At 51.6% G+C, this 24,024-nt stretch carries 22 protein-coding genes and 1 tRNA gene; 8 read left to right on the top strand and 15 right to left on the bottom strand.

Going from position 1 to position 24,024, the window contains the following annotated elements:
* Positions 1 to 14 precede the first annotated feature (14 nt).
* From Q0721_RS08245 to Q0721_RS08235, 3 genes are read left to right on the top strand one after another with little or no spacing between them, the layout of a single operon-like run.
* Positions 15 to 737 carry a YggS family pyridoxal phosphate-dependent enzyme gene (locus Q0721_RS08245; protein ID WP_299028111.1) on the top strand — a complete coding sequence of 241 codons (723 nt, stop codon included), beginning with the start codon at positions 15 to 17 and terminating at the stop codon, positions 735 to 737.
* Positions 738 to 762: 25 nt separating this feature from the next.
* Positions 763 to 1,026 carry a YggT family protein gene (locus Q0721_RS08240; RefSeq protein ID WP_299028109.1) on the top strand — a complete coding sequence of 88 codons (264 nt, stop codon included), beginning with the start codon at positions 763 to 765 and terminating at the stop codon, positions 1,024 to 1,026.
* Positions 1,027 to 1,030: 4 nt separating this feature from the next.
* Positions 1,031 to 1,354, top strand: a complete 324-nt coding sequence (locus Q0721_RS08235) for a DUF167 family protein (RefSeq protein ID WP_299028107.1) — start codon at positions 1,031 to 1,033, stop codon at positions 1,352 to 1,354.
* On the opposite strand, the gene Q0721_RS08230 is transcribed toward Q0721_RS08235, so the two are convergent.
* On the bottom strand, positions 1,351 to 3,834 hold the full coding sequence (locus tag Q0721_RS08230) for a HEAT repeat domain-containing protein (protein ID WP_299028106.1): 2,484 nt from the start codon (positions 3,832 to 3,834) through the stop codon (positions 1,351 to 1,353). The genes Q0721_RS08235 and Q0721_RS08230 overlap by 4 nt on opposite strands.
* Before the next feature lie 3 nt (positions 3,835 to 3,837).
* The gene (locus tag Q0721_RS08225; protein WP_299028104.1) at positions 3,838 to 4,539 is read right to left on the bottom strand and encodes a C4-type zinc ribbon domain-containing protein; all 702 of its coding nucleotides are present in this window, start codon (positions 4,537 to 4,539) and stop codon (positions 3,838 to 3,840) included.
* 786 nt (positions 4,540 to 5,325) lie between these two features.
* Between Q0721_RS08225 and Q0721_RS08220 the strand changes: the two genes are divergently transcribed.
* The 5 genes from Q0721_RS08220 to Q0721_RS08200 all read left to right on the top strand — a co-directional run bounded on the left by Q0721_RS08220 (position 5,326) and on the right by Q0721_RS08200 (position 13,660).
* Complete coding sequence (locus Q0721_RS08220) at positions 5,326 to 6,861, top strand: hypothetical protein (RefSeq protein ID WP_299028102.1); 1,536 nt, start codon at positions 5,326 to 5,328, stop codon at positions 6,859 to 6,861.
* Positions 6,858 to 9,002 carry a hypothetical protein gene (locus Q0721_RS08215; RefSeq protein ID WP_299028099.1) on the top strand — a complete coding sequence of 715 codons (2,145 nt, stop codon included), beginning with the start codon at positions 6,858 to 6,860 and terminating at the stop codon, positions 9,000 to 9,002. The genes Q0721_RS08220 and Q0721_RS08215 overlap by 4 nt, the downstream gene beginning before the upstream one ends.
* 86 nt (positions 9,003 to 9,088) lie before the next feature.
* Positions 9,089 to 11,365, top strand: coding sequence for a hypothetical protein (locus Q0721_RS08210; RefSeq protein WP_299028096.1), 2,277 nt, complete (start codon positions 9,089 to 9,091; stop codon positions 11,363 to 11,365).
* 16 nt (positions 11,366 to 11,381) lie between these two features.
* On the top strand, positions 11,382 to 12,359 hold the full coding sequence (locus Q0721_RS08205) for a MoxR family ATPase (RefSeq protein WP_299028093.1): 978 nt from the start codon (positions 11,382 to 11,384) through the stop codon (positions 12,357 to 12,359).
* The gene (locus Q0721_RS08200; protein WP_299028090.1) at positions 12,356 to 13,660 is read left to right on the top strand and encodes a DUF58 domain-containing protein; all 1,305 of its coding nucleotides are present in this window, start codon (positions 12,356 to 12,358) and stop codon (positions 13,658 to 13,660) included. Before Q0721_RS08205 ends, Q0721_RS08200 begins: the two co-directional genes overlap by 4 nt.
* A 21-nt stretch (positions 13,661 to 13,681) precedes the next feature.
* Here the strand turns inward: Q0721_RS08200 and Q0721_RS12380 are convergent, their stop codons facing one another.
* The 13 genes from Q0721_RS12380 to Q0721_RS08140 form a co-directional block, all read right to left on the bottom strand.
* A complete protein-coding gene (locus tag Q0721_RS12380; RefSeq protein WP_366519204.1) occupies positions 13,682 to 13,882 on the bottom strand; it encodes a CDGSH iron-sulfur domain-containing protein in 201 nt (66 codons plus the stop codon).
* A gap of 29 nt (positions 13,883 to 13,911) precedes the next feature.
* The gene (locus Q0721_RS08195) at positions 13,912 to 14,427 is read right to left on the bottom strand and encodes a MogA/MoaB family molybdenum cofactor biosynthesis protein (protein ID WP_299028087.1); all 516 of its coding nucleotides are present in this window, start codon (positions 14,425 to 14,427) and stop codon (positions 13,912 to 13,914) included.
* Positions 14,424 to 14,795, bottom strand: coding sequence for a response regulator (locus tag Q0721_RS08190; protein WP_299028085.1), 372 nt, complete (start codon positions 14,793 to 14,795; stop codon positions 14,424 to 14,426). The genes Q0721_RS08195 and Q0721_RS08190 overlap by 4 nt, the downstream gene beginning before the upstream one ends.
* A 7-nt stretch (positions 14,796 to 14,802) precedes the next feature.
* Entirely contained in the window at positions 14,803 to 17,205 is a 2,403-nt protein-coding gene (lon, locus tag Q0721_RS08185) for an endopeptidase La (protein WP_366519207.1), read from the bottom strand.
* A gap of 179 nt (positions 17,206 to 17,384) precedes the next feature.
* Positions 17,385 to 17,813 carry an Hsp20/alpha crystallin family protein gene (locus Q0721_RS08180; protein ID WP_299028079.1) on the bottom strand — a complete coding sequence of 143 codons (429 nt, stop codon included), beginning with the start codon at positions 17,811 to 17,813 and terminating at the stop codon, positions 17,385 to 17,387.
* Positions 17,814 to 17,839: 26 nt separating this feature from the next.
* Positions 17,840 to 18,382 carry a thiol peroxidase gene (tpx, locus tag Q0721_RS08175; protein ID WP_299028076.1) on the bottom strand — a complete coding sequence of 181 codons (543 nt, stop codon included), beginning with the start codon at positions 18,380 to 18,382 and terminating at the stop codon, positions 17,840 to 17,842.
* Between the two features lie 52 nt (positions 18,383 to 18,434).
* Positions 18,435 to 18,507 (bottom strand) — tRNA-Arg (locus Q0721_RS08170).
* A 118-nt stretch (positions 18,508 to 18,625) separates the two neighbouring features.
* A complete protein-coding gene (locus Q0721_RS08165) occupies positions 18,626 to 19,609 on the bottom strand; it encodes an ABC transporter permease (RefSeq protein WP_299028073.1) in 984 nt (327 codons plus the stop codon).
* A complete protein-coding gene (locus Q0721_RS08160) occupies positions 19,596 to 20,543 on the bottom strand; it encodes an ABC transporter ATP-binding protein (protein WP_299028070.1) in 948 nt (315 codons plus the stop codon). The genes Q0721_RS08165 and Q0721_RS08160 overlap by 14 nt, the downstream gene beginning before the upstream one ends.
* A gap of 17 nt (positions 20,544 to 20,560) precedes the next feature.
* Positions 20,561 to 21,745, bottom strand: a complete 1,185-nt coding sequence (locus Q0721_RS08155; protein ID WP_299028067.1) for an NEW3 domain-containing protein — start codon at positions 21,743 to 21,745, stop codon at positions 20,561 to 20,563.
* 157 nt (positions 21,746 to 21,902) lie between these two features.
* Positions 21,903 to 22,574, bottom strand: coding sequence for a hypothetical protein (locus tag Q0721_RS08150; RefSeq protein ID WP_299028065.1), 672 nt, complete (start codon positions 22,572 to 22,574; stop codon positions 21,903 to 21,905).
* 3 nt (positions 22,575 to 22,577) lie between these two features.
* Positions 22,578 to 23,684, bottom strand: coding sequence for a hypothetical protein (locus tag Q0721_RS08145; protein WP_299028062.1), 1,107 nt, complete (start codon positions 23,682 to 23,684; stop codon positions 22,578 to 22,580).
* Positions 23,685 to 23,694: 10 nt separating this feature from the next.
* A complete protein-coding gene (locus Q0721_RS08140) occupies positions 23,695 to 23,907 on the bottom strand; it encodes a hypothetical protein (RefSeq protein WP_299028059.1) in 213 nt (70 codons plus the stop codon).
* Positions 23,908 to 24,024 lie beyond the last annotated feature (117 nt).

The raw sequence follows: 24,024 nt of genomic DNA, 5'->3' as shown, positions 1-24,024 counted from the left end.
CGGAGGCGTTGTAAATGGTCTTGGACGCTCTTACTATCCGCCAGAACTACCTCAGGGTACTGGAGCAAATTCATCAAGCAGCCCAGCGGAGCGGGCGCGATCCGTCACAGATTCGCCTCGTCGTGGTGACGAAGGGCCAGCCCGTCGAGGCAATTCAGGCTGTGGTGCAGGCTGGCGCTAAGTTCCTGGGCGAAAATTATCCTGAGGAAGCGCTTCCCAAAATGGAGGTCTTGCGGGGCTATCCGGTTGAATGGCATATGATCGGGCATTTGCAAAGCCGCAAAGCCAGACTGGTAGCCCAGTTCTTTGACTGGTTTGAAGCGCTGGATAGCCTGCGTTTGGCCCAGAAATTGGAACGCGCGCTGGCCGAGCAAGAGCGGCGCCTGCCAGTGTTGCTCGAATTCAACGTGGGGGGCGAAGAAAGCAAATCGGGCTGGCGAGCAGAAACTCCTGAAATCTGGTCAGCCTTTTTGCCAGAGATTGAATTGATTCTGAGTACGTGCCCGCATCTGGATGTACGTGGAATCATGACTATGCCACCTCTCGCCGCAGATCCGCATCAGGCGCGTCAGTACTTTGTTCATTCGCGGCATTTGCGTGATTTTCTGGCGCAGGCTTTTCCGAACGCTTCCTGGGATGAACTTTCAATGGGCACTAGTGCGGATTTTCCGCTGGCCATTGAGGAAGGGGCTACCATTGTACGGGTCGGTCAGGCTATCCTGGGACCCCGTCCTTAAACTACGCTAAGAAAGGGATTGATCCATGGTCTGGTTTCTTATCCAATTGATTCAGGCCCTCTCCACCCTGCTGGTCATTGTGATCATTGTAGATGTTGTCCTCTCGTATTTCCTTTCTCCCTTCCACCCTGTGCGAGTGGCGTTAGATCGTGTGGTTGAACCTTTGTTGACCCCGATACGTCGGGTCGTTCCGCCTGTCCAGATGATAGACTTCAGCCCCCTTATTCTAATTATTCTCATACAGGCAATTGAGTGGGTACTCATTACCATTCTCAGCCAATTCAGGTGAGAGCATGGGACGAGCAACTAAACCTCGGTTTACCCAATCTAAGGGTGGTGCGGCGCTTTCCATCTTGGTTAGGTCGGGGGCACCCCAAGGCTGTATTGAATGCATTACCGAGGACGGGGTGGTGATTGTTGGTCTGCCCGCCACTGAAGACAAGCCTGAGCAGATCAATGGGGCTCTTTTGGCCTTGTTAGAGAAAGTTCTAGGAGTCAAGCGATCTCAACTCGAAATTGTGGCCGGTGAAGAATCGGCTCAAAAACTAGTCGCTGTCATTGGTCCGTCTCCCGAGATAGTGGATCAGGCGCTGAGAAAAGCATCAAAGACTGCCTAACCCAAGGATGTTTCTGCAGAGTACAGGGAGAGAACCCGAAGGGTATAGCGGGCCATATGACGTACCTCAGGATTCTCGTGGTGCAGAAGAGTCTTAAGCGCTTGTGTGTAAGCAGGGTGTGGCTGGGAACGGACCATGAGCATGGCGGCTAATTTTTCTTGGTCGTCCCCTTGAACAAGCGCTTGTTGCAAGAGTGCATCTACGGGTTGACCAGGTGAAATACCTTGCCCTCTTTTGGCTGCAAAAGCGATCAGCCAAGGTGTCTCATGGGGTGGCATGGATTTGTGGGGAAAACGGGCATCAGCATGACGGCGGCTTTCCAGTGCCTGGGCGGCAGCGTTACGCACTACCCATTGCCCATCCTCCACGGCCATACGTTCCAGTTCGCCAATCACCCAAGGTGCATCGAGGTGAGCGATGCCCAAAACCGCTGCACGTCGGGTGAGTAAGTCCTCCAGCGTCAGGGCCTCTTTGAGATGCTCTTCTCCTCCGGGTATCACGTTGGCTAAAACCTCTGCAGCGGCTAGGCGCAACATCTCATCGCCAAACATCAGGGCGCGGAGAATGGCCTCCTCGGCCATTGGGTCGCGGTATTGTGCCAGCCCAAAGCAAGCGCCCACCCGAACCTTTTCTTCAGGATCATTCAAGAGGGCGATGAGCTCCTTCAGAGCAGCGGGGTCCTGGAGGAAACCACATCCCACTGTCCCATAGAGACGAAGATCAGCCCGCGTGGCTTTAAGCCATTGGCGGAAGAGCAAGCTTAATGAGGGATCGTTGGCAGTGACACAGGCCGCAAGGCCCTCCATTGGGGACTCGGGATCTTCTGATTCGCCCTGCAAGATGGGAAGCAAACGCTTCATCAAAAATGAACGCGCTGCACTATTGCGCGGAGCCAATCGCACCCAGTAAAACGCATGAAGGAAAAACGTTTTAGATGAGGATGAAGCTGTGTCAACCCAGCTTTCTAACCAGTTTGTCCCCGTGTGGGTGGTAATAAAATGGTAACAAAGAGCGTCTTCGGCGCTCCAAAGGGGACGACTGGGTTCTATGGGGGGAGCGGTGGACTGCTGGGCAGCTAGATAGGCCATCACGTATACGTGGTTAAAGGCCAGGCGTTCGCCGCTATATTCGCTCAAAAGCCCCGTATCCAAGAGTGCCAGGAGAATGCGATTAGCGGGGCGCATCGTTTTCGATGTTGACGCGGCTAGGGGCTTTTCGTCGATGCTTGGTTCCTCCTCCGGAGAGGTTAGGGCGAGACTCTGGAGTTCAGTGACGCTTTGTTCAATTTCGCGGATAGTGAGAGCAGGCTTGCGGCTTTCTATAAAAGTGCGCGCCAGGGTGATCAGTGAGGCGGTGGGAATCTTAGGCCCGCAGAGGCGATTCACGTAAGCATCTATTGCGCGTGGAATGGTATTGGACAAGTCTCCTGCTAAAAGGGCCCACAGGTAAAGCGTCCATTCCAGAGGCGAGTAAACCGGTGTGGGATCAACCCATCCTCGAACCAGCAGATCATCGAGAGGGACGAGCCCGGTTTTCTGGGAAATTTGGGAGCCAATCTGTTGGTTCCACAGCCGACTCCATCGCGCAATGAATTCTGCGGTTTGATCCCGCGTCCAGGCGGCCAGGAAAAGGGGCTCAATGCCTAAACCTAACAATCCGTCCAAGTATTGGTCAGAAGCCGCCAGCATTAAGCGGACGTGGGGATAGCGCTCAAGCAGGGACCTAAGGTAGGAGGTGGCGGTTCCCAGCATTTCAGGAGGAATTTCATCAACCCCGTCTAACAATAGTGCTATGTTGCCATCGCCAAAAGCACTCTTAAGGAAGCTCCATAGACGGGGTTGGGCGGAAAGAGGCAAAATGCGACTGAGTGCCTTGTAAATAGGCTCCAGCGGGTCCTTGGTATCGGGCAGAAAAGGCTCGATATCCAGGTAATGTAAGAAAACGGGGGTAAGATTGTTAGCATATTCCAGGTCAGTTTCGCGGCGTGCAAGGAGAGAGGCCAGGAAAGCTAGGGTGACCGTCTTGCCGCTCCCTGGTTTGCCGAGGATGGCAACGCGTGCTTGCTGAGCCAGGGCTTGGAGAGGGGTAAGCCTGGGGGCACCATAGCGAGAGGCAAACTCGGGCCATTCTGGTAAGGGTGGGAAAATTTGCTCATAAACATAGGGCAATCGCGAATCGGCCTCCTCCAATGGGAGCGGAGGCGGCGCGAGCAAGCGAGGGGGAATCACAATCTCATCCAGCGAAAACAAAGCAGCCGAAAGGTGACTACGCTGGGCGCGCCTTAGAGCGTCCTGCCGAATCGCAAACTCTGTTCCAGCCAACTGGCGTTGTCTGAGATGCTTAAACCATTGCTTCAGGCCCTCACGAATTGCCGGCCATTCCTTGCTCAGGCGTGATAAAACAAACCAGAATAGTGTTCCGGTCAGAAATCCGATCCAGAAAGAAAGGCGATCAAGTTGCAAGCCAAAGAAATTCTGCATGATCTACCCCGCGTAAAGGATTCGTCCACATGAGGAACAAAAGACTAACTGATGGGGGAAACGAGCCGCTTGACGTTCTGCGGGAGTTAATGTAGAGCCACACGCCGAGCAGGTTTCATCTATCACTGTGGCTACAGCAATTCCGCGTTTGCGCAAGCGTAATTGCTGATAGATGGCCTGATTCTGGGGCTCAATTTGGTTGAGGATAACTTCGCGTTCGCGCAGCAGGCGCTCCCGGCTACGTGAGAGAGAGTCGAGTTCGCCTCGTAGGCTGGCGTGCCGCTCGGCTTCTTTGGCTTGCGCTTGTTGCACTTGAGCCTCCGCTTGGCGATACTCCGTCTCGGCCTGTTCAAGTTCTATCATGGCTTCTAATTGACGATCTTCAAGAGTAGCCAGCGTACGTTTTAGCGCTTGAACTTCATTTTCTAGATCGCGCAGTTCCTTGGGGATTTTCACTCGTCCTGAGTAAAGGTTTTCTTCGCTTTGCTCCAGTTTGATCCGCTTGGCCTGGACATCTTGTTCTATGCGTTTGAGCGCAAGTTGTTTTTCTCTGAGCGTCATCTCGGCTTGCTGAAGGTGACGTTGGGCTTCTTCTAATTGAGAATGATCTGACAGCAAGGAGCTGATCTCTTGGGAGCGGGTTTCGATCTGGTCAAGTTGTGAATCAATTTTCTGGAGCTGTAGGAGATGAAAGGCCTGACTCATAGGATCAACTTCCAGGGGAGGGAATTTGGGAGTACATGTTGGTCATTCGTTCCAAAGAGCTTTCATTATAGAATGCATGCTGGAGATAGTTGCTTTGAAGTTGTTGGAGAAGGGGTTTAATATTTAGCCAGTCCAACGCTAAAATTGTAGCATGAAGTTGGATGCCTAGGTCAGACTTCTCTCTTTTACGCTGGAGTCATCCGATGGCGTCTGCATTGACATTAGTCTGCAAAAACTCAGACATATTTTTGCCCGCTATGCTGCATATTGCGAGATTGGGCAACGGTTTTTTTTCTCTTGGCTTAGTTAGTAAATGGCAGTTTACAAGCACGATTCAGAGATGTCACTTGCCGGGCGTTCTAGTCGCGCAATCTTCTCGCATTCGATGACGCTAAAAATGCTGGACGTAGGGTGGTTCTGCAAAACCCGGCAGACATTCACAAAGGGGTAATCGTTTGGAAAACCCATCGGCAAGCACCTTGTCCTCAGGGCTTCTATGATTTGCGCCACAAGGTCCTGTACAGAGTGGTTTATGCGGGCGCTCTGATTGTCTGTGATAATTTAAGACCGCGTCCCGAACTTGTCTGGTCCGCAAGTGCACCAGTTGGCGCAACCGACCTTAAAGTGTTTCTGCCTGCAATTATCGTGGTTTCTCCAACCATGCGGATGTTGTTACCGAAAAGGTCCATGGGACCGCTATCAGCCAACCACACATAACCGACTCTCAAGCTAACCATCCTCGATCCGTGTTGGTAGGTGATGGTTGGTTTTAGTATACTTTTTAACATGGCAAAGCAGCGGTTCCCATGGATTGGCAGTCTAATGATTCTTGGGGTGGTGGGGTTACCATATATTTTTGCGGCTCTTGTCACTCCAGAAGGATACGTTTTTGGAGGTTTCTTATTTAACCCTCTAGATGGAAATTCTTACCTAGCCAAAATGTATGAGGGCTTTCTAGGGGAATGGCGATTTCGCTTGCCTTATACTGCCGAGGCGTCTTACTCAGTCTATCTTTTCACTTTTTATATCTTTCTAGGGCATTTGGCGCGACTTTTTCATCTACCCCTGATTGTTATGTTTCATCTGGCGCGTTTGCTGGCGGATTTGATTTTCATGTTGGCACTGTGGCGTTTTCTCAATGTCCTTATGGAGGATTCGGGTCAAGGAATTGTCCGGATGTATTACTGGGCTTTGCTTGGATCTGGTCTGGGGTGGTTATTCAGCCTGACCGGTGGATTTACGGCGGATTTTTGGCTGGCAGAAGCTTATCCACTGCTTTCCATGTTTGCCAATCCTCACTTTCCTCTAGGGACAGGGTTACTCTTGCTTTTCTTCTCCAATCTCTTGAAGCCATTTTCTTGCCCATGGGTGATTGTACTGTCGATTGTGCTTGGTGTAACCCTAGCCATTGTTTTACCGTTTGGGGTAGTGGTTGGTAGCCTGGTAGGGGGAGGATATTGCATATGGTTATGGTATAAGCGTCAGAAAGTCCCATTGAGTTGGATGTTTGGCTTTGCGTTGGGAGGGGGAAGCGTGTTAATTCTTCAATATACGGCGATTTTGCAAGATATATGGCTGCGGGGGTGGAATGCCCAGAATCTGACCCCATCCCCACCGCTGTGGGATTATCTGGTGGCCTTTTCTCCAGCGCTAATTCTGGCCTTCCTGGGACTGACCCAATCTAAACAGGGCATTTCATTAAGTCTCCCGTTTTTGATCATCTGGTTTATCGCGGGGTGGGTGATGGCCTACAGTCCGTGGGGGCTTCAGCGGCGTCTTCTGGTAGGTTTTTACATCCCTGTAGTAATCCTTGCCGTGCGAGGAGGAAGTTTGCTCCGGCACTGGCTGGGAAGGGTAGGAGGGTTTATCGAACAATTGGCATTGATTCTTGCCCTTCCCACAGGTTTTTTGATAATCCTTATGGGTCTAGCTGGGGTTCGTGCGCAACATCCGCTACTAACCCTGAGAGCCGATGAGTATGAGGTGTTGGAATGGATCTCCGAGCATACCCCGCCAGAGGCATTGGTGTTCGCTGCTCCTGAGACAGGTTTGTTTATTCCTGCTCATACCGGAAGGCGCGTAATTTATGGGCATCCCTTCGAAACCGTGAACGCTGAGGAACAATCGCGTTGGGTGACCGACTCACTTCTTTACGCTAGGGCACCAAAGGACTTGACCCAGCGGTTAAGGGAAAGGGGAGTGGATTTTGTCTTCTGGGGCCCTCGCGAGCAAAGCGCGGCACAAGTTAAACAATTGGATTTTCTGCCAGTATTGGTTCAAGCGGGAGATACTGCTCTTTACGCCATTCCGTTGATACCATGAGATCAATTCGTCACCCCCCCACAATAGCCTGGTTATTGATGATTCCGCTCCTCCCCTGGCTACCTGAAATGGGCAAGTGGGCGTTTCCTCCCGGTTCATCATTTACTGATGGGCTAATTGCTCATTTCACAAATGCTTGGTTGATCGCGGATGCGTGGCGGCGTTTTGGTGAAATTCCATTGTGGTCGGATACCTATTTAGGGGGATTCCCGCTAATTGCGGATCCGTTGAATGGATTGTGGTACCCCTTCGGCTGGCTGAGTCTAATTTGGCCCTCAGCCTGGGGTTTTAACTTAACCCTAATGGGACACCTTCTCATGCTTGGCGCGGGGATGTTTCGCTGGTTGAGGTTGGAAGGATATGATCAGCGGGCAGCCTTGTTAGGTAGTTGGGTACTTATGCTATTTCCAAAGGTTATAGCCCATTGGGGAGCCGGTCATTTTACCATGCTCTACGCTTTTGCGTGGACTCCTTGGGTGTTGGTTGCAGAGAGAATGCGTCGGGGGTGCTCTGAAGGCTCAATCCGAACGTTACTTTTGCCGGGCATGGTTTTAGGATTGGCCTGGCTGGCAGATTTGCGCTGGGGGGCTATTTTAACGGGTATATGGTTGGGGTATGCTATCTTTGGGGAGTGGCAAGGTGGGCGCAAAGAGTCCTTAGTGTATCAGGCAGGTAGGTTGCTTCTACAACCTATTGTTGGGCTAATGCTTTCGGCCCCGCTACTTCTACCCTTTCTGGAATGGTTGCCTCGGACCACGCGGAGTGGATTGCGCCCCGAGGAGGCGATGGTTTACTCGTTACCCCCTTATAGTCTGTTGGGGATCGTGTTTCCGGGGTTTGGGCGTTTTCACGAATGGGTCACTTATCTAGGAGTCGTGCCGGTATGTATGGTAGTACTAGTAATCGCGGTTCCTTCTCTGCGCCGTTCCTTGCGAGGGTGGTTGATCCTGGGGATTTTAGCGCTCATTGGTTCGCTCGGTTCTAACTTGCCCGGCTTTGAAGAGGCAATGCAACTACCCGGTCTGGCTCTGCTGCGAGTTCCTGCGCGACTCTGGTTTGGGGTAGGATTGGTTGCGGCGCTTTGTACAGCGGCAGGCGTGGACTGGTTGATGACTTCTCCTCGCATCATGCATCCGGATGTGGTTTTCTGGTTGAGTGCCATCTGGGGGTTCGTGGTTTTCCTGGCTATAGGATGGAGACTCCTTTTTAGGGAGTTTCCATGGCTGCTAACATTTGGGGCTTTACTGTTGGGGCTCGTCATTCTTGCTATTGCATTGTGGGAACGTCAGCGGCTGAAAAAGGAGATGGGTTGGGTGATCTTGGCTTTAATCTCCTTGGTGGATCTTGTTGTTGCCGGGAGAACATGGATCACGTTCCGATCGGATTCGGAAGTATGGAGAGGAACCTCCGGTTTGGTCAGTTTTTTGGTTGAGCAACCAGGGATATTTCGTGTTTATTCTCCTTCTTTCTCTTTACCTCAGTATGTGGCGGCTCGGTACGGTTTGGAACTGGCGGATGGGGTTCACCCTCTCCAGACAAAGGCCTACGTGGAGTTTATGCAAGAAGCCACCGGAGTGGCGCCAACAGGATACTCGGTTACTTTGCCGCCGTTTGTCCACGGAGATCCTGAGAAAGATAACCGCTTCTTCGTACCCCGTCCCGATCTTTTGGGTTGGTGGAATGTCAAATATGTTGTCTCTGCCTTCCCGCTTGAGGCCGAAGGATTGGAATTGATAGATAAGATAGATGATTCTCTGGTTTATGTGAATCGGTTGGCCTTCCCGCGTGTATGGGTCCAATCCCATCTGAATTGGCCGCCTCGGGTGGATGGAGAAGCGCGAATAATAGATCGGACCCCTAATCAGTGGCATTTGCGGGCACGTGGGCCAGGCTGGCTCATTCTAGCAGAAGTGAGCTATCCGGGGTGGGAAGCCACTCTGGATGGTCAACCTTGGAAAGTGGGCTCGTTGGGAGGGCTTTTTAGAGCGGTAGCCATTCCGGAAGGTGAGCATGTCGTTGTTATAAGATTTAGACCGCGTGCCTATGAAATGGGAATAGGCCTTGCGATACTGGGGTGGGGGATAAGCCTTCTTTCCATCGGCGTAAATCATCGACCTAAGAAACAGCGGGCTGAAAAATGAAGATCTCTCTCTGTATAAAATTTCGTGTAGTCAATACAATACTATCAAGTCCTTGGAAAATTCCGTATTACATCATATTTCTTCTCATGCCATTGTTCTTGTTAGGGGGGGCATTACTTCGGGGCAAGGTGCTTTATTGGGGATTACCTATTTTGCAATTTGTCCCCTGGCGCGTGTTGGCTTACGAGATGCTGAAGGAGGGAATATGGCCACTCTGGAATCCGTTCAATGGTTTAGGGGCTCCCTTACTGGCTAATTATCAATTGGCATGGTTCTATCCGCCGTCTTGGATATTGGGTCTCTTTTATGGCTTGGGAGGTGCACCCTGGTTGGCGTGGGGGTTTACATTGCTGGCTGCTTTTCATCTGGGATGGGCGGGATGGGGGATGGCGCGCCTGTTGAAATGTCTTGGAAGTGGGGAACTAGCCCAGGTGGTGGCTGGGCTAGCTTTTGGCTTTGGTCAGTATTTTTTGGCCCGGATTAATTTCTTCAGTATGCTCTGGACAGGTGCTTGGCTACCTTGGGTGGTGTTTGGTGTGGAAAACTTAATAAGCGCCCCTTCGAGGAGCGCTTTGAGATTGCGCCTCCTCTCCCTGACTTTAGTTTTGACCATGCAACTTCTGGCTGGTCATGCTCAGTTAACCTGGTACACCTGGTTATTTGCAGGGGTATGGGGAATTGTTCGGGGGCGTCAGATCCTTGAAAAGCAATGGGGCACGTTTGTCTTGTATGGGAGCCTGGCGTTAATTTGGGCGGTTGGATTGAGTCTGATCCAGCTACTGCCCACGGCTGAATATTTGCTCATGTCTCAACGATCTACCCAAGTGGATTATGAACAGGCTATGACGTATTCGTTGTGGCCGTGGCGTTTGACCGGGTTGGTAGTGCCCCGCTTGTTTGGAAATCCTGGGACAGATGGTTATTGGGGATATGCTAATTATTGGGAGGATGCGGTTTACATTGGTTTCTTGCCCTTCCTGATGGCATTGACTACTCTGAAAGATGTATTTCGGTTTCGGATTCCGAAAAGGGACGATCTAAAATTTAATCATCACATTGTGAGGGTTGCCTGGGGGATTATCCTGCTCAGCGTCATTTTGGCTCTTGGTAAAAATACACCGGTTTACTCGTTTTTGTATCACTATGTGCCCACGTTTGATATGTTCCAGGCGCCCTCACGTTGGTTGATTGGGACGATTTTTGGACTTGCGGTGCTAAGCGGCATTGGCGTAGAAAGTTGGCGGAAGCCCGAGGGACGCATGCTTTATGGATTGCGCCTAAGCATTATGGCCGCTTTTGCCATCATGTTGTCAGCGCGGTTGGCTCAAGTGGTGCTTTCAGATCTCAAGCCTTCATTTGCAACTGCCACTTTTCAGTTTGGTCTAGTGGCTCTGGGGGCAATGATTATTCTGCTTCTTACGCCTGGGGAGTCGGTGAGATCGGGGTGGCGGTTGGGGTGGGAGTGGTTGTTCCTTGCTGGGGTGACTATAGATATCCTCATGGCTGCTAGAGGATTGCTTCCCACCGTGCCAATGAAAATTTATGAGCCTCTGGACAACCTTTCTTACTTACGTGCTCAGGTTGGAAGGGGACGTCTTTATCTTTCCGCACAAGATGAGTATGCGCTGAAATTCAAGCGCTTCTTCCGCTTTGATCGGTATGAAGTTGAGGAGAGTTGGCGGGAATTGCGCTATTCCCTCTTACCTAATTTGAATCTATTAGAGCGTATCTCGAGTCTGAACAATTTTGATCCTTTACTGCCAGGGTGTTATGTTGCGTTGATGAATGAAATTGAGTCCCAAACTGAGCCCCTCAAGACAACCTGGTTGCAAGACCTAAATGTTACAGTTGTGGAGGAGCAAAATGATCATGGATTGTGGGGAGTTTCTTTTCGACAACTGGAAGGCAAAGGATGGTGGCAATGGTTTACCTGTGTGAAGAGCGAATCAACCCTCTCCACAACGTTGACGGCACTGAGGGGTGTGATAAACTCGGATTCGCGTTGTTTGATCATTACAGGGACTCAGAAGGTCCAGGAAGTAACACTACCCGCTTCCAAAGCAAAGGTTGTTATGGTTGCCTATAAACCGAACTTAGTGGACCTTGAAGTTGAAACTTTTGGACCAGGGTGGCTAAGGTTGGCTGATCAGTGGTATCCTGGATGGAAAGCCATTGTAGACGGGGTTTCCCAAAAGCCTTTGCAAGTTGATGGATGCTTACAGGCTATAATGCTTATGCCGGGCAAACACACTGTGCAGTTCGTGTATGACCCACTATCCTTTAAGGTGGGTGCATGGGGAAGTCTGCTGGCCTGGGTGGCGTGGATAATTCTGGGCCTGTTGACCCTAAGATCCAAGTCCTAGAGAAGGGATCAGGTTCATGGAAACGGCTGTCGAAAAAGTTCAGCGGTTTGCTGATAGACTACTGGCAAATCTGGAAAAAGTGATTGTGGGCAAGCGCCAGACACTCGAACTGGTGGTTATTGGGTTATTGTGTCAGGGGCACTTGCTCATTGACGACGTGCCGGGAGTAGGTAAAACTATTTTGGCACGGAGTTTGGCAAAATCCCTTGGTTGTGCATTCAGTCGCATTCAGTTTACCCCCGATATGTTGCCCAGCGATGTAACAGGGGTTTCAATCTTCAATCAGGTGACACGCCAGTTTGAATTTCGTCCAGGCCCGATTGTGGCTCAAGTGGTGCTGGCAGATGAAATCAACCGGGCTACCCCAAAAACCCAATCTGCCTTGCTGGAAGCCATGGAAGAGCGTCAGATTACCGTAGATGGTGTCACCCATCCTTTACCGCAACCTTTCATTGTTTTGGGGACTCAGAACCCCATTGAATATGAGGGCACATTCCCGCTACCTGAGGCTCAATTGGATCGCTTTCTGATGCGGATTCGGATTGGCTACCCGGCGCTCATAGATGAAATCCGGATTTTGGAATTGCAGCAACTTCGTCATCCAGTGATGGACTTAAAACCAGTGACCAGCATAGAAGAAGTACTGGAGGCCCAAGAGGCCGTTAAGACCATTTATGTCTCTCCAGCGGTTGCGCGGTATATTGTGGAGTTGGTACGTGCAACACGCGAACATAGCGATGTTTATCTTGGTGCCAGCCCGCGGGGTAGTTTGGGACTGTACCGTGCGGGTCAGGCGCGGGCCGCCATTAAAGGACGTGATTATGTTCTACCAGACGATATCAAGGTTCTAGCTGAGCATGTCCTGGCGCATCGCATGATCATCCAGCCAGCGGCCAAGCTCAAGGATCTAACCGCTGAACAGATTCTGCGGGAAATTTTGATGACCCTGCCGGTGCCGGGTGGGAGTGTAGTACAGAGGCTACAAAGCGAATGATTGTCCGCCGGACTGCCTTGTTCTTTTTGGGATTGTTAGCCGTTGTACTTGTTGCATTTCTTGTGGGTGGAGGTGCCACAGCGCGCATTTACCTGCGCTTAGCTTATGGGATTGGCCTCCTTTTGGTTTTTTCCTGGATTTGGACTTCAAGGGCTTTGCGACAGGTTGAGGTCAATCGGTATGTACGAGGTCTCCGATATCAGGTGGGGCAAACCTTTGAAGAGCGTTTCGAGATTCGTAACCGAGGTCGGTTAAGAATTATCTGGCTAGAAGTGCGCGACCTTTCACCGCTGCCAGGCAAAAATTTTTCACGCGTACTTTCGGAAATTGGGAGCGGTGAGGAGCGCTTTTTTGTGACACGAACTGTCCTGCGCCGCCGGGGAGCTTTCCCGTTAGGTCCCACTATGTTGATCTCGGGAGATCCCTTTGGCTTCTTTGCAGTACGACGCGAGTACCCGGCGCTAAAGACGCTACTTGTTCTTCCATATATGACGGAAATCAATGCCTTTCCTGCTCCCCTAGGGAGATTACCGGGTGGGCGGGCGCTTCGGCGGCGTAGTGCAGAGGTGACCCCTTATGCAGCAGGAGTGCGTGAATACTTACCGGGAGATCCTCTCAATCGTATTCACTGGCGAAGTACTGCTAGACATGAGCGGTTAATGGTCAAAGAATTTGAGCAGGACCCCTATGCAGATGTTTGGCTCTTCTTAGATGCTTATATAAGTGCTCACATTTCCCAAGAGGATACCATTTCTCTGCGCGGGCAACCTTTCTGGATTTGGATGCAGCGCTTAGAAACGGTCCTCCCCCCGAGCACGTTCGAATACGCAGTAGCCGCAACAGCGTCTGTGGCCCGGTATTACTTGCGACATGGGCGTGCGGTGGGGCTAGCCTGTGCAAGCCAAACGTTAAGTGTGTTACCTGCCGAACGTGGTGAGCGTCAGTTAGATAAATTACTGGAGGTGCTGGCATTCGTCCAACCCAATGGTCATTTGCCGATATTGGGCTTGGTGCAAACCCAGGCGAATTTCCTGGTGCGGGGCACAACGGTGGTAGTCATTACGGCTGCCAACGATTGGGATGTTGCCCTGACAGTTGAGGAACTGCTTCGGCGCGATCTTAACCCCGTCCTAATCGTCGTGGATCGTGCATCCTTTGGGGGACATGGCGATGTGGCTCCCCTCCGTGAGCGGATTCAGGCTTTGGGTGTGCCAATCTTTGTGCTCCGCAAAAATGATGATCTGCGGGCTGCGCTTGAGTCTCCCGTGCAAGGGGTTAAGACCTTAAGGTTATGGAACTAATTGCACCTCTTTTCGGTGACTCTATGTAGTTGTTGGGGAGGATTCCTTCGGCGCATGAACAACAACCGGGCCAACTTCGCTCTCTAAAGTTTTATGTGTTCCATCGCAGAAGGGAAATTGCTTGGATTTGAAACAACGACAGAGGGCAACCACCTCCCCAGGCTCTAAGTGCACCGTCGTACGTAGGTGACCAGCTCGATTCTCGGTGGTGTGTTCAGCCATAGGACAGAAACCTCCTTGCAGAAACACATTTAGGAAGGGATGTGATGGCCTTTTTCGGCCTCTGGGTTCTCTCGGATGAGGGCAATTGCATGGGGAAGGGCCGGAAGCACCGTCTCCAAATTCTCAATAGCCCCTTTTGGGCTACCAGGCAGATTGATAATTAGCGTTCGCTTCCGAATACCGGCTACCGAGCGCGAGAGCATGGCATGAGGCGTGATTTGGAGGCTGGCTGCACGCATGGCTTCAGCTATCCCAGGCAAGGGCCGCTCAATAACGCTTTGAGTGGCTTCAGGGGTAACGTCCCTGGGACCTACCCCAGTTCCCCCAGTGGTCAGGATTAGGTCGGCTACGTCGTCATCACACCACTGTAGGAGTACTTGGCGAATCCTTTCTATATCATCTGGGACGATTGCAGTTGCTGTGATCTGCCAGCCCTGATTGCTCATCAATTGTTCTAACTGGGGCCCCGAGGTATCGGGGCGTTCTCCGCGGTAGGAGCGATCGGAGATGGTGAGAATGGCTACTCGAGGTACTTGGCTAGTCATAAGGCATCTCGCGCGTTTAGGTTCTCAATAAGGCGAAGTAACTGTTGGGGTGCAAAGGGCTTTAGTAGAAAAGCATTTGCGCCTGCTTGATCCGCTTCTAGGCCTAAGTCCTCACCAGAGGTCAAGATAATCTTGGGGCGCTGCTCAGGATCCAGCGGCCGCAGCGCAGCCAGAATATCAAATCCACTAAACTCACGCAGGTGAGCATCGAGGATCATGATCGCTGGGTGTTCCTGCTGAACAACGCTCATAACACTCTGCGGTTCTGGAGTAGATGGCGTGAGGACGCGGTAGCCTTCCATTTCAAGCAATGTGCGCAACAACTGGCGTGTGTGGGTGTGATCTTCGATGAGAAGAATTTTTATCATAGGGCCTCTAAGGAGCAGGGGAGGGAGCGGGCTCAGTGACGGGCTGTTCAAGAGCATGCTGGAGTACCTCGTCTACGGTTTCGACCAGCACAAAGTTTATCGCCTGGCGAATTTCTTCGCTTAGGTCCTCAAGATCCCCTTCGTTGTCTTTAGGCAGGATAACGGTCTTAAGCCCGGCACGATGAGCAGCCAGCACTTTTTCCTTAATACCACCGACTGGCAAAACTTGGCCGCGCAAAGTAATTTCTCCCGTCATACCCACATCATGACGTACCAAGCGGCCTGTGAGAAGGGAGACCAACGCCGTAGCGATGGTCACCCCCGCTGAGGGCCCATCCTTTGGCTGCGCGCCGGCCGGCACATGGAGGTGAATATCGGATTTCTCAAAAATATCCGGATCAATGCCCAGTTCTACGGCATGTGCACGGACATAAGAGAGAGCAGCCTGAGCCGATTCTTGCATCACTTTCCCTACCGAACCGGTGGTAATGAAACCCTTATTGCCCGGCATCCGCGTGGCTTCCACAAAGAGAATTTCACCTCCTACCGGTGTCCAGGCCAAACCGATGGCAACGCCAGGGATCTCCGTCCGACGAATAATTTCCTGTGTAGCGAGATATTTGGGGCGACCCAAGAACTCGCGTACTTGTGCGGGTTCCACGCGCACCTGAGTGGTCTTGCCCTCGGTTATTAGGACAGCTACTTTCCGGCAGACGCCACCGATCTCGCGCTCCAAATTGCGTACCCCGGCTTCACGGGTATAGTGGCGGATGATGTTCAAAATAGCCTCATCTGTAAATTCGATTTCTTCCGCTTTAAGGCCGTTTTCGCGAATTTGGCGCGGGATGAGGTAGTAACGCGCGATGTTTAGCTTTTCATTCTCGGTGTATCCCGAGAGCTGAATAACTTCCATGCGGTCAAGCAATGGAGCCGGGATTGTTTCCAAGGTATTGGCGGTCGTGATGAACATGACTTGGGAGAGATCGAAAGCAACCTCGATATAGTTATCCCGGAACTCGGCATTTTGTTCGGGGTCAAGCACTTCCAGCAAGGCAGAAGCCGGGTCGCCGCGGAAATCAACCCCGAGCTTATCAATTTCATCTAGCATGAAAACGGGATTACGCGATTCTACCCGGCGCAGAGCCTGAATAATGCGCCCAGGCATTGCACCAATATACGTTCTGCGGTGACCACGAATTTCCGCCTCATCCCGCATCCCACCCAATGAAATGCGCACAAACTTGCGTCCGAGGGCGCGGGCAATGGACTGTCCAAGCGATGTTTTTCCAACCCCGGGCGGTCCCACGAAGCATAGAATTACCCCCTCACGCTCGCGGCGAATGTGGTTGGTAGAACTCTCGGCCTGTAAGGCCTCACGTCGCTCTTGGCGCAACTTGCGCACCGCCAAAAACTCTAAGATGCGCTCCTTAATATCTTCTAGTCCATAATGGTCTTCATCTAATACCCGACGCGCATTCTGGATATCCAGATTATCGGGTGTGGTAATTGACCAAGGTAGAGAAACCAGCCAATCCAGATAAGTGCGGATGACACCGTATTCGGCAGCGGCGGTGGGAAGTTTGGCCAGGCGATCTAATTCGCGGCGAGCCTGTTTTTCGGCCTCTTCAGGCATTTTGGCTGCTTCGATGCGCTTGCGAAATTCCTCAATTTCAGCAGCCTGTTCGTCTCCCTCACCCAGTTCGCGTTGGATGGCTTTCAGCTGCTCCCGCAGGAAGTATTCGCGCTGTACTTTGTCGATTTCCGAACGGGCTTCTTTCTGGATTTTCTGACTTAATTCTAGAACTTCAATTTCGCGTGTCAGGATGGTCACCAGTTTCTGGAGCTTTTCGCTAATGCGGTTAAGTTCCAGAATCTCTTGGGCGTCGTTGATGTCCATGCGCTGAATATTCGCAATGTTATAGACCAATTGAAGTGGATCGGGGATGGCCGCAATGGTGGCGACCAGTTCGCGTGGCATGGAGGGGATCAGTTCGGCCATGCGCATAAACTGCTCGCGAACGTTGCGTTCTAACGCTTCAACTTGAAGGCCAGTTTCTAGGATTTCGGGAAGGACTTCAACCCTGGCCATCAAGTATGGCTCAGTGGCCGTGAACTCAATGATACGGAAGCGAATTAATCCTTGAACAAGGAGGCGGATAGTACCATCAGGGGCTCGGAACATGCGGTGAATGATAGCGGCTGTTCCTACCCGGAACAGATGTTCTGGCCCTGGGGTTTCAATGTCAAAGACCCTAGAAGCCACTAGCCCAAAGAGGCGTTCACCGGCTACGACATCATCGACCAAACGGATACTGCGAGGCTGACCAATGGTGAGCGGCACCATGGTTTGGGGGTAAACCACCAGCCCCCGTAGCGGTAGGATGGGGAGGACTTCGGGAAGTTTGAGCATGCCCTCCGCGCTATTTTGTGCCTGGGGGTCGGAAGTGGAATGCGTGGGCGACTCACTGGAAGTGTTGAGGTTATCAGAGGGCAGAAGAATTTCCTGGAGATTCTCTTCCGAGCCAAAATCGTTTGTATATTCTTCCCAAGGTCTAAGAACAGGCCAACGGTAGGCTCCCATAGTTGGTTTTACCCCTCGGTCGTAATCTCGATGGATTTGGGTTGACGTTTGGGCAACTCAATACGCAGAAAGCCATTCTCATAAGTTGCCGTGACTTTGTCCCAATCAATTGGGGTCAGGATTTCTACTTCAGTGGCAAACTCACCAAATGGGATTTCCATTTGGTGAACGGCCCGGCGCTCATCTAGAGGTTGAGAACGGACTCCAGACACACTCAATCGGTTGCGGTCGAGCGAGACCACAAAATCCTTCTCGTGCATCCCAGCAACTTCAATAAGCACCACGATCTTATCTTCGGTTTCGTAGATATCTGTGGGTGGGCGCCACGCATGGGAGTGAATGGTAAAGTGATAGGATACACCACGAGCGATCAGCAAAAGGGTTTCACTCCCGGTTGAAGGTTTGTGCGGGTTTGAGCGAAAGACAATCGGAATCATGGTAATTTTCCTTTCCGCCAAAGACCTTATGAGGACGCCAGAGCGTTCCTGGCAGCTTGGAGAACAGCCTCATAGTCGGGTTCCTGACTTAGTACGGGCATATAGTCGGCATATGCCACTTGGTCATTTCGATCAATCACAAAGACTGCTCGGCGAAGAATACGCCTTTCTTTGATCAAACAACCATATTTTTGACCGAATTCAGCATCCATGTGATCAGAAACCACAAGAACGCGATCAATTCCTGCTGCACCGCACCAGCGCTTCTGAGTATATGGAAGATCAGTGCTGATGACAATGACCACAATATCTTCACTGAGTGCAGCGGCTTCTTGATTGAAGCGGCGAGTTTCACGATCACATGTGGTGGTCTCCAATGACGGAACGGCCGCAATAATGCGTACCTTGCCCTTGGTCGAAGCCAGGACAGGGATGGGTTGCCAATCCTGGGTTTGGGCAGTGAATTCTGGTGCCTCATCTCCTATCTGGATATCTGCCCCAACAATCGTAGCATCCTGCCCGGCCAGTTGAAGCAGTCCCTTTCTTTCAGGCCACGCTTGTTTGTTCATAACGCACCTCTAAATAAGAAAAGCGAACGCAGTTGTTTCTCCAGCAATCCAGTGCCCCTGGTGCGACTCGAACGCACAACCAACGGATTAGAAGTCCGCTGCTCTATCCTTTGAGCTACAGGGGCGTGGAAAGTAATCTTCACCAAAAATAATTCTACTGCAATAGGGGAGCGCTGGGCAAGCCTTTAAGAAATAGCTGATTACCGGGAGGGAACATAAGTCCCTCCCGGTGTGTTCTAAATATTATGCTCGGATTTCCTGCCGCTGGAAGAGTATGTAGGCCAGAGCAAACAGCAAGATGGTGGCCGCAATCAGGCCGGTCAAATGCGGCCAGATCAAAAGGACACTCTGGTGCAGCGGCAGAGGTGTCCCCAAGATAGCCCCCTCCAGCTGGAACGGAAGAACAAACCCTAGTGAGCGCACTGTTGGGTTGAGCAGAGCAATAGCGATTTCGGCGTAGAGTGTATTGGGCGAGATACGAGTCAGAGCAAGTTCAAGTTCTGCTTGAGCCAACGCTTCCTCAAGGAAACCATATTGGATAGGGCGCAGGGATTGGGCAAGGAGGCTGGCCAGGATGTTCCAGAACACAGTGAAGAATAACCAAGTTGCAATAGCTGCTAAGGCGGCAGTAGCCGGTTGTCGAAACACCACCGAAAACATCTGGGCAAGCACCAGCCAGATACCACCGTAGAAAATCGTTGCTAGCAAGAACCAGAGCAAACGTCCCACTTCTTCAGTATTGGGCGCTACCCCCAATCCAATCAATCCCATGCCAAAAATGAGCAACCAAATTGCTGAAAAGACCAGTGCCAGTGTGAAGAGCCCTGCCAAAAATTTACCTAGCAAGAGCGCATCGCGGTAAATGGGTTGAGCCAGAATGCGCGAGAGGGTCTTACGGTTAAATTCCCCGTTGACAGCGTCAAATCCCAAGGCGATGGCGATCAATGGCACCAGAAACCCCAGAAAACCAATTAAGGAGGGTAATGGATCTTGGGACAGGGTGAATAGTTTCAAATAGATAAAGCGGTCACTGCCAATAGAGGCGCGAATTTGCTGCATAGCCACGTAGACAGTCCCGCCTGCAGTGAGTAAGATCAGCAGTTCCAGGATGCGCATGCGCGCGCTGGTTAGATGATCGGCCATTTCCTTGGCTACAACTGCCCACAAGCCTGTCCAGGGTGATCCCTCGCGTAGACGTTTGACCTCAGCTCGTTCAAGCGCGGACATGTTCCACCTCCTGGAAGTATTGGGCATAGATTTCATCTAGGCTTTGGGCTTCCATGCTTAGACCGCGGAGCTGCCCACCCGCAGCGATGAGTGACCTGGCAATTTCATGGCGAATATCAGAGGTGGCTTCAACCTCGATGGTTGTCATGTTATTGAGGACGCGAGCGTTAACAGCGCCTGGAACCTGCTTCAAGGCTTCGACGATTTCGGGGGTTGTGTCGGGGGTTTCTACATAAATGCGAAAAGCCTTGCCCAGTATCTTGCGTCCCAACTCATCAACAGTGCCCTCCAGCATCATTTTCCCACGGTGGAAGAGGCCCACCCGGTCGCAAACGGCTTGCACCTGATGCAAGAGGTGCGAAGAAAGCAGAATGGTAATCCCCTCAGCGCGCAAAGTGCGGATGATATCTAAGAATTCCCTCGCCCCTTCAGGGTCCAAACCTTGGGTTGGTTCATCCATGATGATGATTTGTGGCTGTTTGATGAGGATTTCGGCCACCCCTAAACGCTGGCGCATCCCGCGTGAAAAGGTGGATACCGCTTTATCGCGCATCTCACTCAGGTTGACCTTTTGCAGAGCGGCCTCAATGCGCCGATCGGCTTCTTCGCGCGGGAGACCATTCAATTTAGCAATGTAGATTAAATTTTCGTAGGCGGTGAGCTCGTCGTAGAACCCAACTTGATCGGGCAGGTACCCTACATGTGCTTTGACCGTCAGGGGTTGTCGGGTTGGATCAAAGCCTAAGACACGGATACTTCCGGAAGTGGGCTCAGTAAGCCCTAGGATCATAAGGATGGTGGTGGTCTTCCCGGCGCCATTCGGGCCGAGAAGACCGAAGACCTCACCTTTATGAACGGTCAGATTAAGATGGTCAACGGCAACAAAGTCCCCATATTTTTTAGTTAGGTCTTTGGTTACGATGACCTCGCTCATATTTGAGCCTCCCGGGATCACCGACGACCAAAGCGAATCACCGCTAGCATCACGACCCCAACTGCAATGGCAATCAGAACAACTCCGGTAATGCCCCACAAGGTGGAGGTCAACACCGTGATGCGAAAATCCACGGACTTGGAAGCTCCCTGGGTGGGGGTTGCCCGCAGGGTTAGCATGTAGTCCCCCGCAATGGCGTTATCCGCCGGTTTGATTTTAAGCGTTACCTCGCTCTGGGCATTGGTAGCGATTTCATCCACCACCTCTGGATCAAAAGTCGCCGTCCAACCACTGGGAGCGCTGGCTGAGAGTTTCACCCCTTTAGCAGGAGCGCTGCCCGTGTTCTGGACGATCAACTTGAGCGAGGTTTCGCGCCCTGTATAGACCTGCCCGGAAAGACGACCATCTGGGGTGGTGATGCTCAAGGAGGGCTGTCCAGTAACCTCAGCGGTCAAGTCAAGTGATGCTTGGGTATCATTCCCCTGGGCTATAATGGTGATGGGGTAACTACCAGCGGTGATATCTACCAGTGGTTGGGCTTCCACAGTAATAGATTTGCTCTCTTTTGCCCCCAGCGGGAGGGAAGTGACGTCTTGGCCACCATACCGGAAATTCACCTGGAAACCACGCGGCGCATTGGCGCTTAGATTGACTGTAATCTCGTCATCCCCCTCATTTTTGAGGGTCACGCTGTAACGGAAGGTAGTGCTAGGAGAGCCCCGCAATACTGGAAGGTCCACATCAAACGAGAGTCGAGAAGGCTGTTTCTCTTTTATTGTGATTTCAATGGGGAGTTGAGCGCTTGCATTGGGAGTGCGTGCGGTTACCACCACCCGATAGGTACCTGCCTGAATGGTTTTGGGCTGGTCTAGGCGCAATTCTAGATTGGCTTCGCTATCTGCCTGGACATATACAGCCTGAACGGTTTTACCGCCTCCCCGTAAGGTTGCTGTCCATCCTTCAGGTACCTCACTGATCTGAAGACGCACTACTTCGGCTTGTGAAGCGACTCGAACATGCACATCTACAGAGACAGTTTCACCAGGTCCGACGACGAGGCTTGGATAGGTCGTGTAGAGGGTCAAATTAGGAGAATTGCTTTCAGGGGTAATATCCTGCGCATTAGCAGGGATCACCAGAGCAAGGGTGGTGATCAATACTGACACGAAAGCAAGAAAAAGGATAGAGCCAAGGCGTTTCATCGGTTCTTGCCTCCATGTAACATGGGTTTAAGGTGCTGGTTTTATGTCCTTTGTTAGCCTTATTTGGAGCATTGTGCCCCAATCAAACTGTGATGTACTATAGCACGAGTGTATAAAAAGAGTATTAAAAACTCATTTAGAAGAGGCTAATCCTCAACTATGGCTCGAGGACCTGACACTCGAGAGACGAATTGGGGGGAATCTCCAGTCTGCGCCGGATTTCAAGAGCAGTTTCAAGGGTTAGGCTGGAGTGAAAGTGTTCAGGGATCTGGGTTTGCTGTCCCATTAGATCAATGAGCGCTTCTGTGGAGCCTTGCAGGCGGTTGCAGATATGGATAAAAACTTTCCCAGCAGAGATTTCTAATGCGCCGGTATTGCTGGGATTTGCCACTTGTTGTGCCCAATGGCTTAAGAAGGTTAAGGCTGTGGTGTCTAGGACCAGATAGTCCTGCCAAGGAATGTGGTAAGCCAGAGAGGCCTGCTGAAGAAAGTCGGAAGAAATTTTATGGTTCCCTGCACGAATGTTGACATAATCAGGTAAATTTTTTTCGGGAAGTGTTACTGTAGAGAGGGGCTGGAAAATAAGCTTATGCTGAGGGTAATAAAGGATCAACGCCCAGAGGGCCTGGATCTCTGGGTGGGAATCACTGAGGTCGTCGACAATTATTACCAAAAAGTTACGCTGATTCGGCAACGTTGGGAGTGGGGTTATGGTGGCACGAGCAACCCCTGAAGAGGAGATTTGAAGGAAATAGCGATTTGTTAGATATCCTAAAATCAGGCAGGTTAAGAAGAGAACAGGGAGCAGGATGCGGAGTCTTTTTCCCATTTTTCAAGGTCGGTCGCGGCTCTTGGTGAGGGCCTGGTCTTTAGGGCGACCTAAGTGTGAATCGCCATTGCAATTTTGCTGGAGAAGCCACCTGATCCACGGGTAAAGGGGATGTCTTTCATTGGTTCCCAGGATAAGGCTTCTCGTCGGTGTGGGATCTGCGGGTGCTGGGTTCAGATCATACACAAAGACGGTCCCAATATACAACTGCGAACGGATTTGCACCAGCGCCTGGCGCCACCATTTCATCTCGTATTCGGTTGCCAGATAGGTTCGATCCTCTGGGTTTATTTTACCATCGGGAGCGGCCAAGCGGGTAATCCAGAGCATACCCTCTGCGTGGTGATGGGAGAGCATGACCTGGCGTACTTGCTCATAGTGTCGCAACACCCAAGGGGTTGAGGCACTGGCGGGCTTGAGGGGATCACCGCTCAACAGAGGGAGTTGGAGGCTCAAAATCGGCATACGAGAAACCAGCCCATTCTGATATAGCCCCTCCAGGAATTGGAGGTCATCCATCGCGCCGTTGGCAATTTGGGAGGGCGTTGGGGGTTGCAGGCCAGCGGCAACCAGGTGGACAGAAGGTATCTGATCCTGAAGTGCTTTCTGAACCTCAAGGTACAAGTGGGCGTAATGGGATGGGTTGGGCAAACTTCCCCATCCTTCCGGTGTATTGGCCCCAGGGAACAATTCCACGGCCTGCACGACGCCCGGGTAGCGTTGGGTTAGGGTGAGGATGAGCTGAGTCGTGAGGGTTGCGTCGGGACCGGAAGCAACTAGCGCCCAAGCGGGGGGTTGGGTCAGACTGATCATGACGGCAAGTCCCTCTCTGGCCGCTATTTGCATAAGAGGATCCAGGAAACTTAAATCGGGTGTGGTTTCGGGACTAGGTTGAAAACGCTGCCATGCAAGGGGAACGCTAACCCAGTGAGGCTTAAGTATCGCAAGACTCTGGAGGGCTACTTCTGAGAAGTGCCCCTCTGGATAAAAGGTTACTCCGAGAGCTAGATCAGGCGAACCCGGAACGCCCGGGGCAGCATGGCTAGGCTGGGTGATCAGAATCCCCAACCCAAGGGTGAGGATCCAAGCTAGATGGAGCCAACGCTTCATAAGTTATCCATCAATGCCAGGAAAGTTCTGCTAGGAGCATCCCAGCCACAAATCCACTGATTGCCGTAATCAACAATATTTTTACGTCTTTGGCTCGAAGCGAGCGCGGCCAGTGACGATAGATCACACGCAATATGTGTTGGAGAAGGGTAAAGCGGCTCAAGGTTTGAATAACAAGGTCCCACCAAAACATCTCGATATGTCGCAAGAGAGGGGTAAGCATGAAAACCTCCTTTGTTTGCCGCCTAACGGGAGATAGTGGTTTTGAGGATTTTTCCGGTTTTTGTTACAGTGGCTCGGACGATGTGGTGTAGGGTTTTGCCATCTTCAGTCGTGGCTC

The sequence above is a fragment of the uncultured Thermanaerothrix sp. genome, assembly GCF_938028735.1.
Taxonomy (GTDB): Bacteria; Chloroflexota; Anaerolineae; order Anaerolineales; family Anaerolineaceae; genus Thermanaerothrix.
The sequence above is the reverse complement of the archived record's forward strand: the minus strand, read 5'-3'. Positions and strand labels throughout refer to the sequence as shown.

What these genes read in the sequence shown, in the direction of transcription:
- Q0721_RS08235 (WP_299028107.1), top strand. Translation starts at nt 1,031, where the DNA reads ATGGGACGAGCAACTAAACCTCGGTTTACCCAATCTAAGGGTGGTGCG.
- Q0721_RS12380 (WP_366519204.1), bottom strand. Translation starts at nt 13,882, where the DNA reads ATGGCTGAACACACCACCGAGAATCGAGCTGGTCACCTACGTACGACG.
- Q0721_RS08210 (WP_299028096.1), top strand. Translation starts at nt 9,089, where the DNA reads ATGCCATTGTTCTTGTTAGGGGGGGCATTACTTCGGGGCAAGGTGCTT.
- Q0721_RS08155 (WP_299028067.1), bottom strand. Translation starts at nt 21,745, where the DNA reads ATGAAACGCCTTGGCTCTATCCTTTTTCTTGCTTTCGTGTCAGTATTG.
- Q0721_RS08215 (WP_299028099.1), top strand. Translation starts at nt 6,858, where the DNA reads ATGAGATCAATTCGTCACCCCCCCACAATAGCCTGGTTATTGATGATT.
- Q0721_RS08160 (WP_299028070.1), bottom strand. Translation starts at nt 20,543, where the DNA reads ATGAGCGAGGTCATCGTAACCAAAGACCTAACTAAAAAATATGGGGAC.
- Q0721_RS08140 (WP_299028059.1), bottom strand. Translation starts at nt 23,907, where the DNA reads ATGCTTACCCCTCTCTTGCGACATATCGAGATGTTTTGGTGGGACCTT.
- Q0721_RS08145 (WP_299028062.1), bottom strand. Translation starts at nt 23,684, where the DNA reads ATGAAGCGTTGGCTCCATCTAGCTTGGATCCTCACCCTTGGGTTGGGG.
- lon (WP_366519207.1), bottom strand. Translation starts at nt 17,205, where the DNA reads ATGCTCAAACTTCCCGAAGTCCTCCCCATCCTACCGCTACGGGGGCTG.
- Q0721_RS08220 (WP_299028102.1), top strand. Translation starts at nt 5,326, where the DNA reads ATGGCAAAGCAGCGGTTCCCATGGATTGGCAGTCTAATGATTCTTGGG.
- Q0721_RS08180 (WP_299028079.1), bottom strand. Translation starts at nt 17,813, where the DNA reads ATGATTCCGATTGTCTTTCGCTCAAACCCGCACAAACCTTCAACCGGG.
- tpx (WP_299028076.1), bottom strand. Translation starts at nt 18,382, where the DNA reads ATGAACAAACAAGCGTGGCCTGAAAGAAAGGGACTGCTTCAACTGGCC.
- Q0721_RS08230 (WP_299028106.1), bottom strand. Translation starts at nt 3,834, where the DNA reads ATGCAGAATTTCTTTGGCTTGCAACTTGATCGCCTTTCTTTCTGGATC.
- Q0721_RS08240 (WP_299028109.1), top strand. Translation starts at nt 763, where the DNA reads ATGGTCTGGTTTCTTATCCAATTGATTCAGGCCCTCTCCACCCTGCTG.
- Q0721_RS08245 (WP_299028111.1), top strand. Translation starts at nt 15, where the DNA reads ATGGTCTTGGACGCTCTTACTATCCGCCAGAACTACCTCAGGGTACTG.
- Q0721_RS08200 (WP_299028090.1), top strand. Translation starts at nt 12,356, where the DNA reads ATGATTGTCCGCCGGACTGCCTTGTTCTTTTTGGGATTGTTAGCCGTT.
- Q0721_RS08150 (WP_299028065.1), bottom strand. Translation starts at nt 22,574, where the DNA reads ATGGGAAAAAGACTCCGCATCCTGCTCCCTGTTCTCTTCTTAACCTGC.
- Q0721_RS08225 (WP_299028104.1), bottom strand. Translation starts at nt 4,539, where the DNA reads ATGAGTCAGGCCTTTCATCTCCTACAGCTCCAGAAAATTGATTCACAA.
- Q0721_RS08205 (WP_299028093.1), top strand. Translation starts at nt 11,382, where the DNA reads ATGGAAACGGCTGTCGAAAAAGTTCAGCGGTTTGCTGATAGACTACTG.
- Q0721_RS08190 (WP_299028085.1), bottom strand. Translation starts at nt 14,795, where the DNA reads ATGATAAAAATTCTTCTCATCGAAGATCACACCCACACACGCCAGTTG.
- Q0721_RS08195 (WP_299028087.1), bottom strand. Translation starts at nt 14,427, where the DNA reads ATGACTAGCCAAGTACCTCGAGTAGCCATTCTCACCATCTCCGATCGC.
- Q0721_RS08165 (WP_299028073.1), bottom strand. Translation starts at nt 19,609, where the DNA reads ATGTCCGCGCTTGAACGAGCTGAGGTCAAACGTCTACGCGAGGGATCA.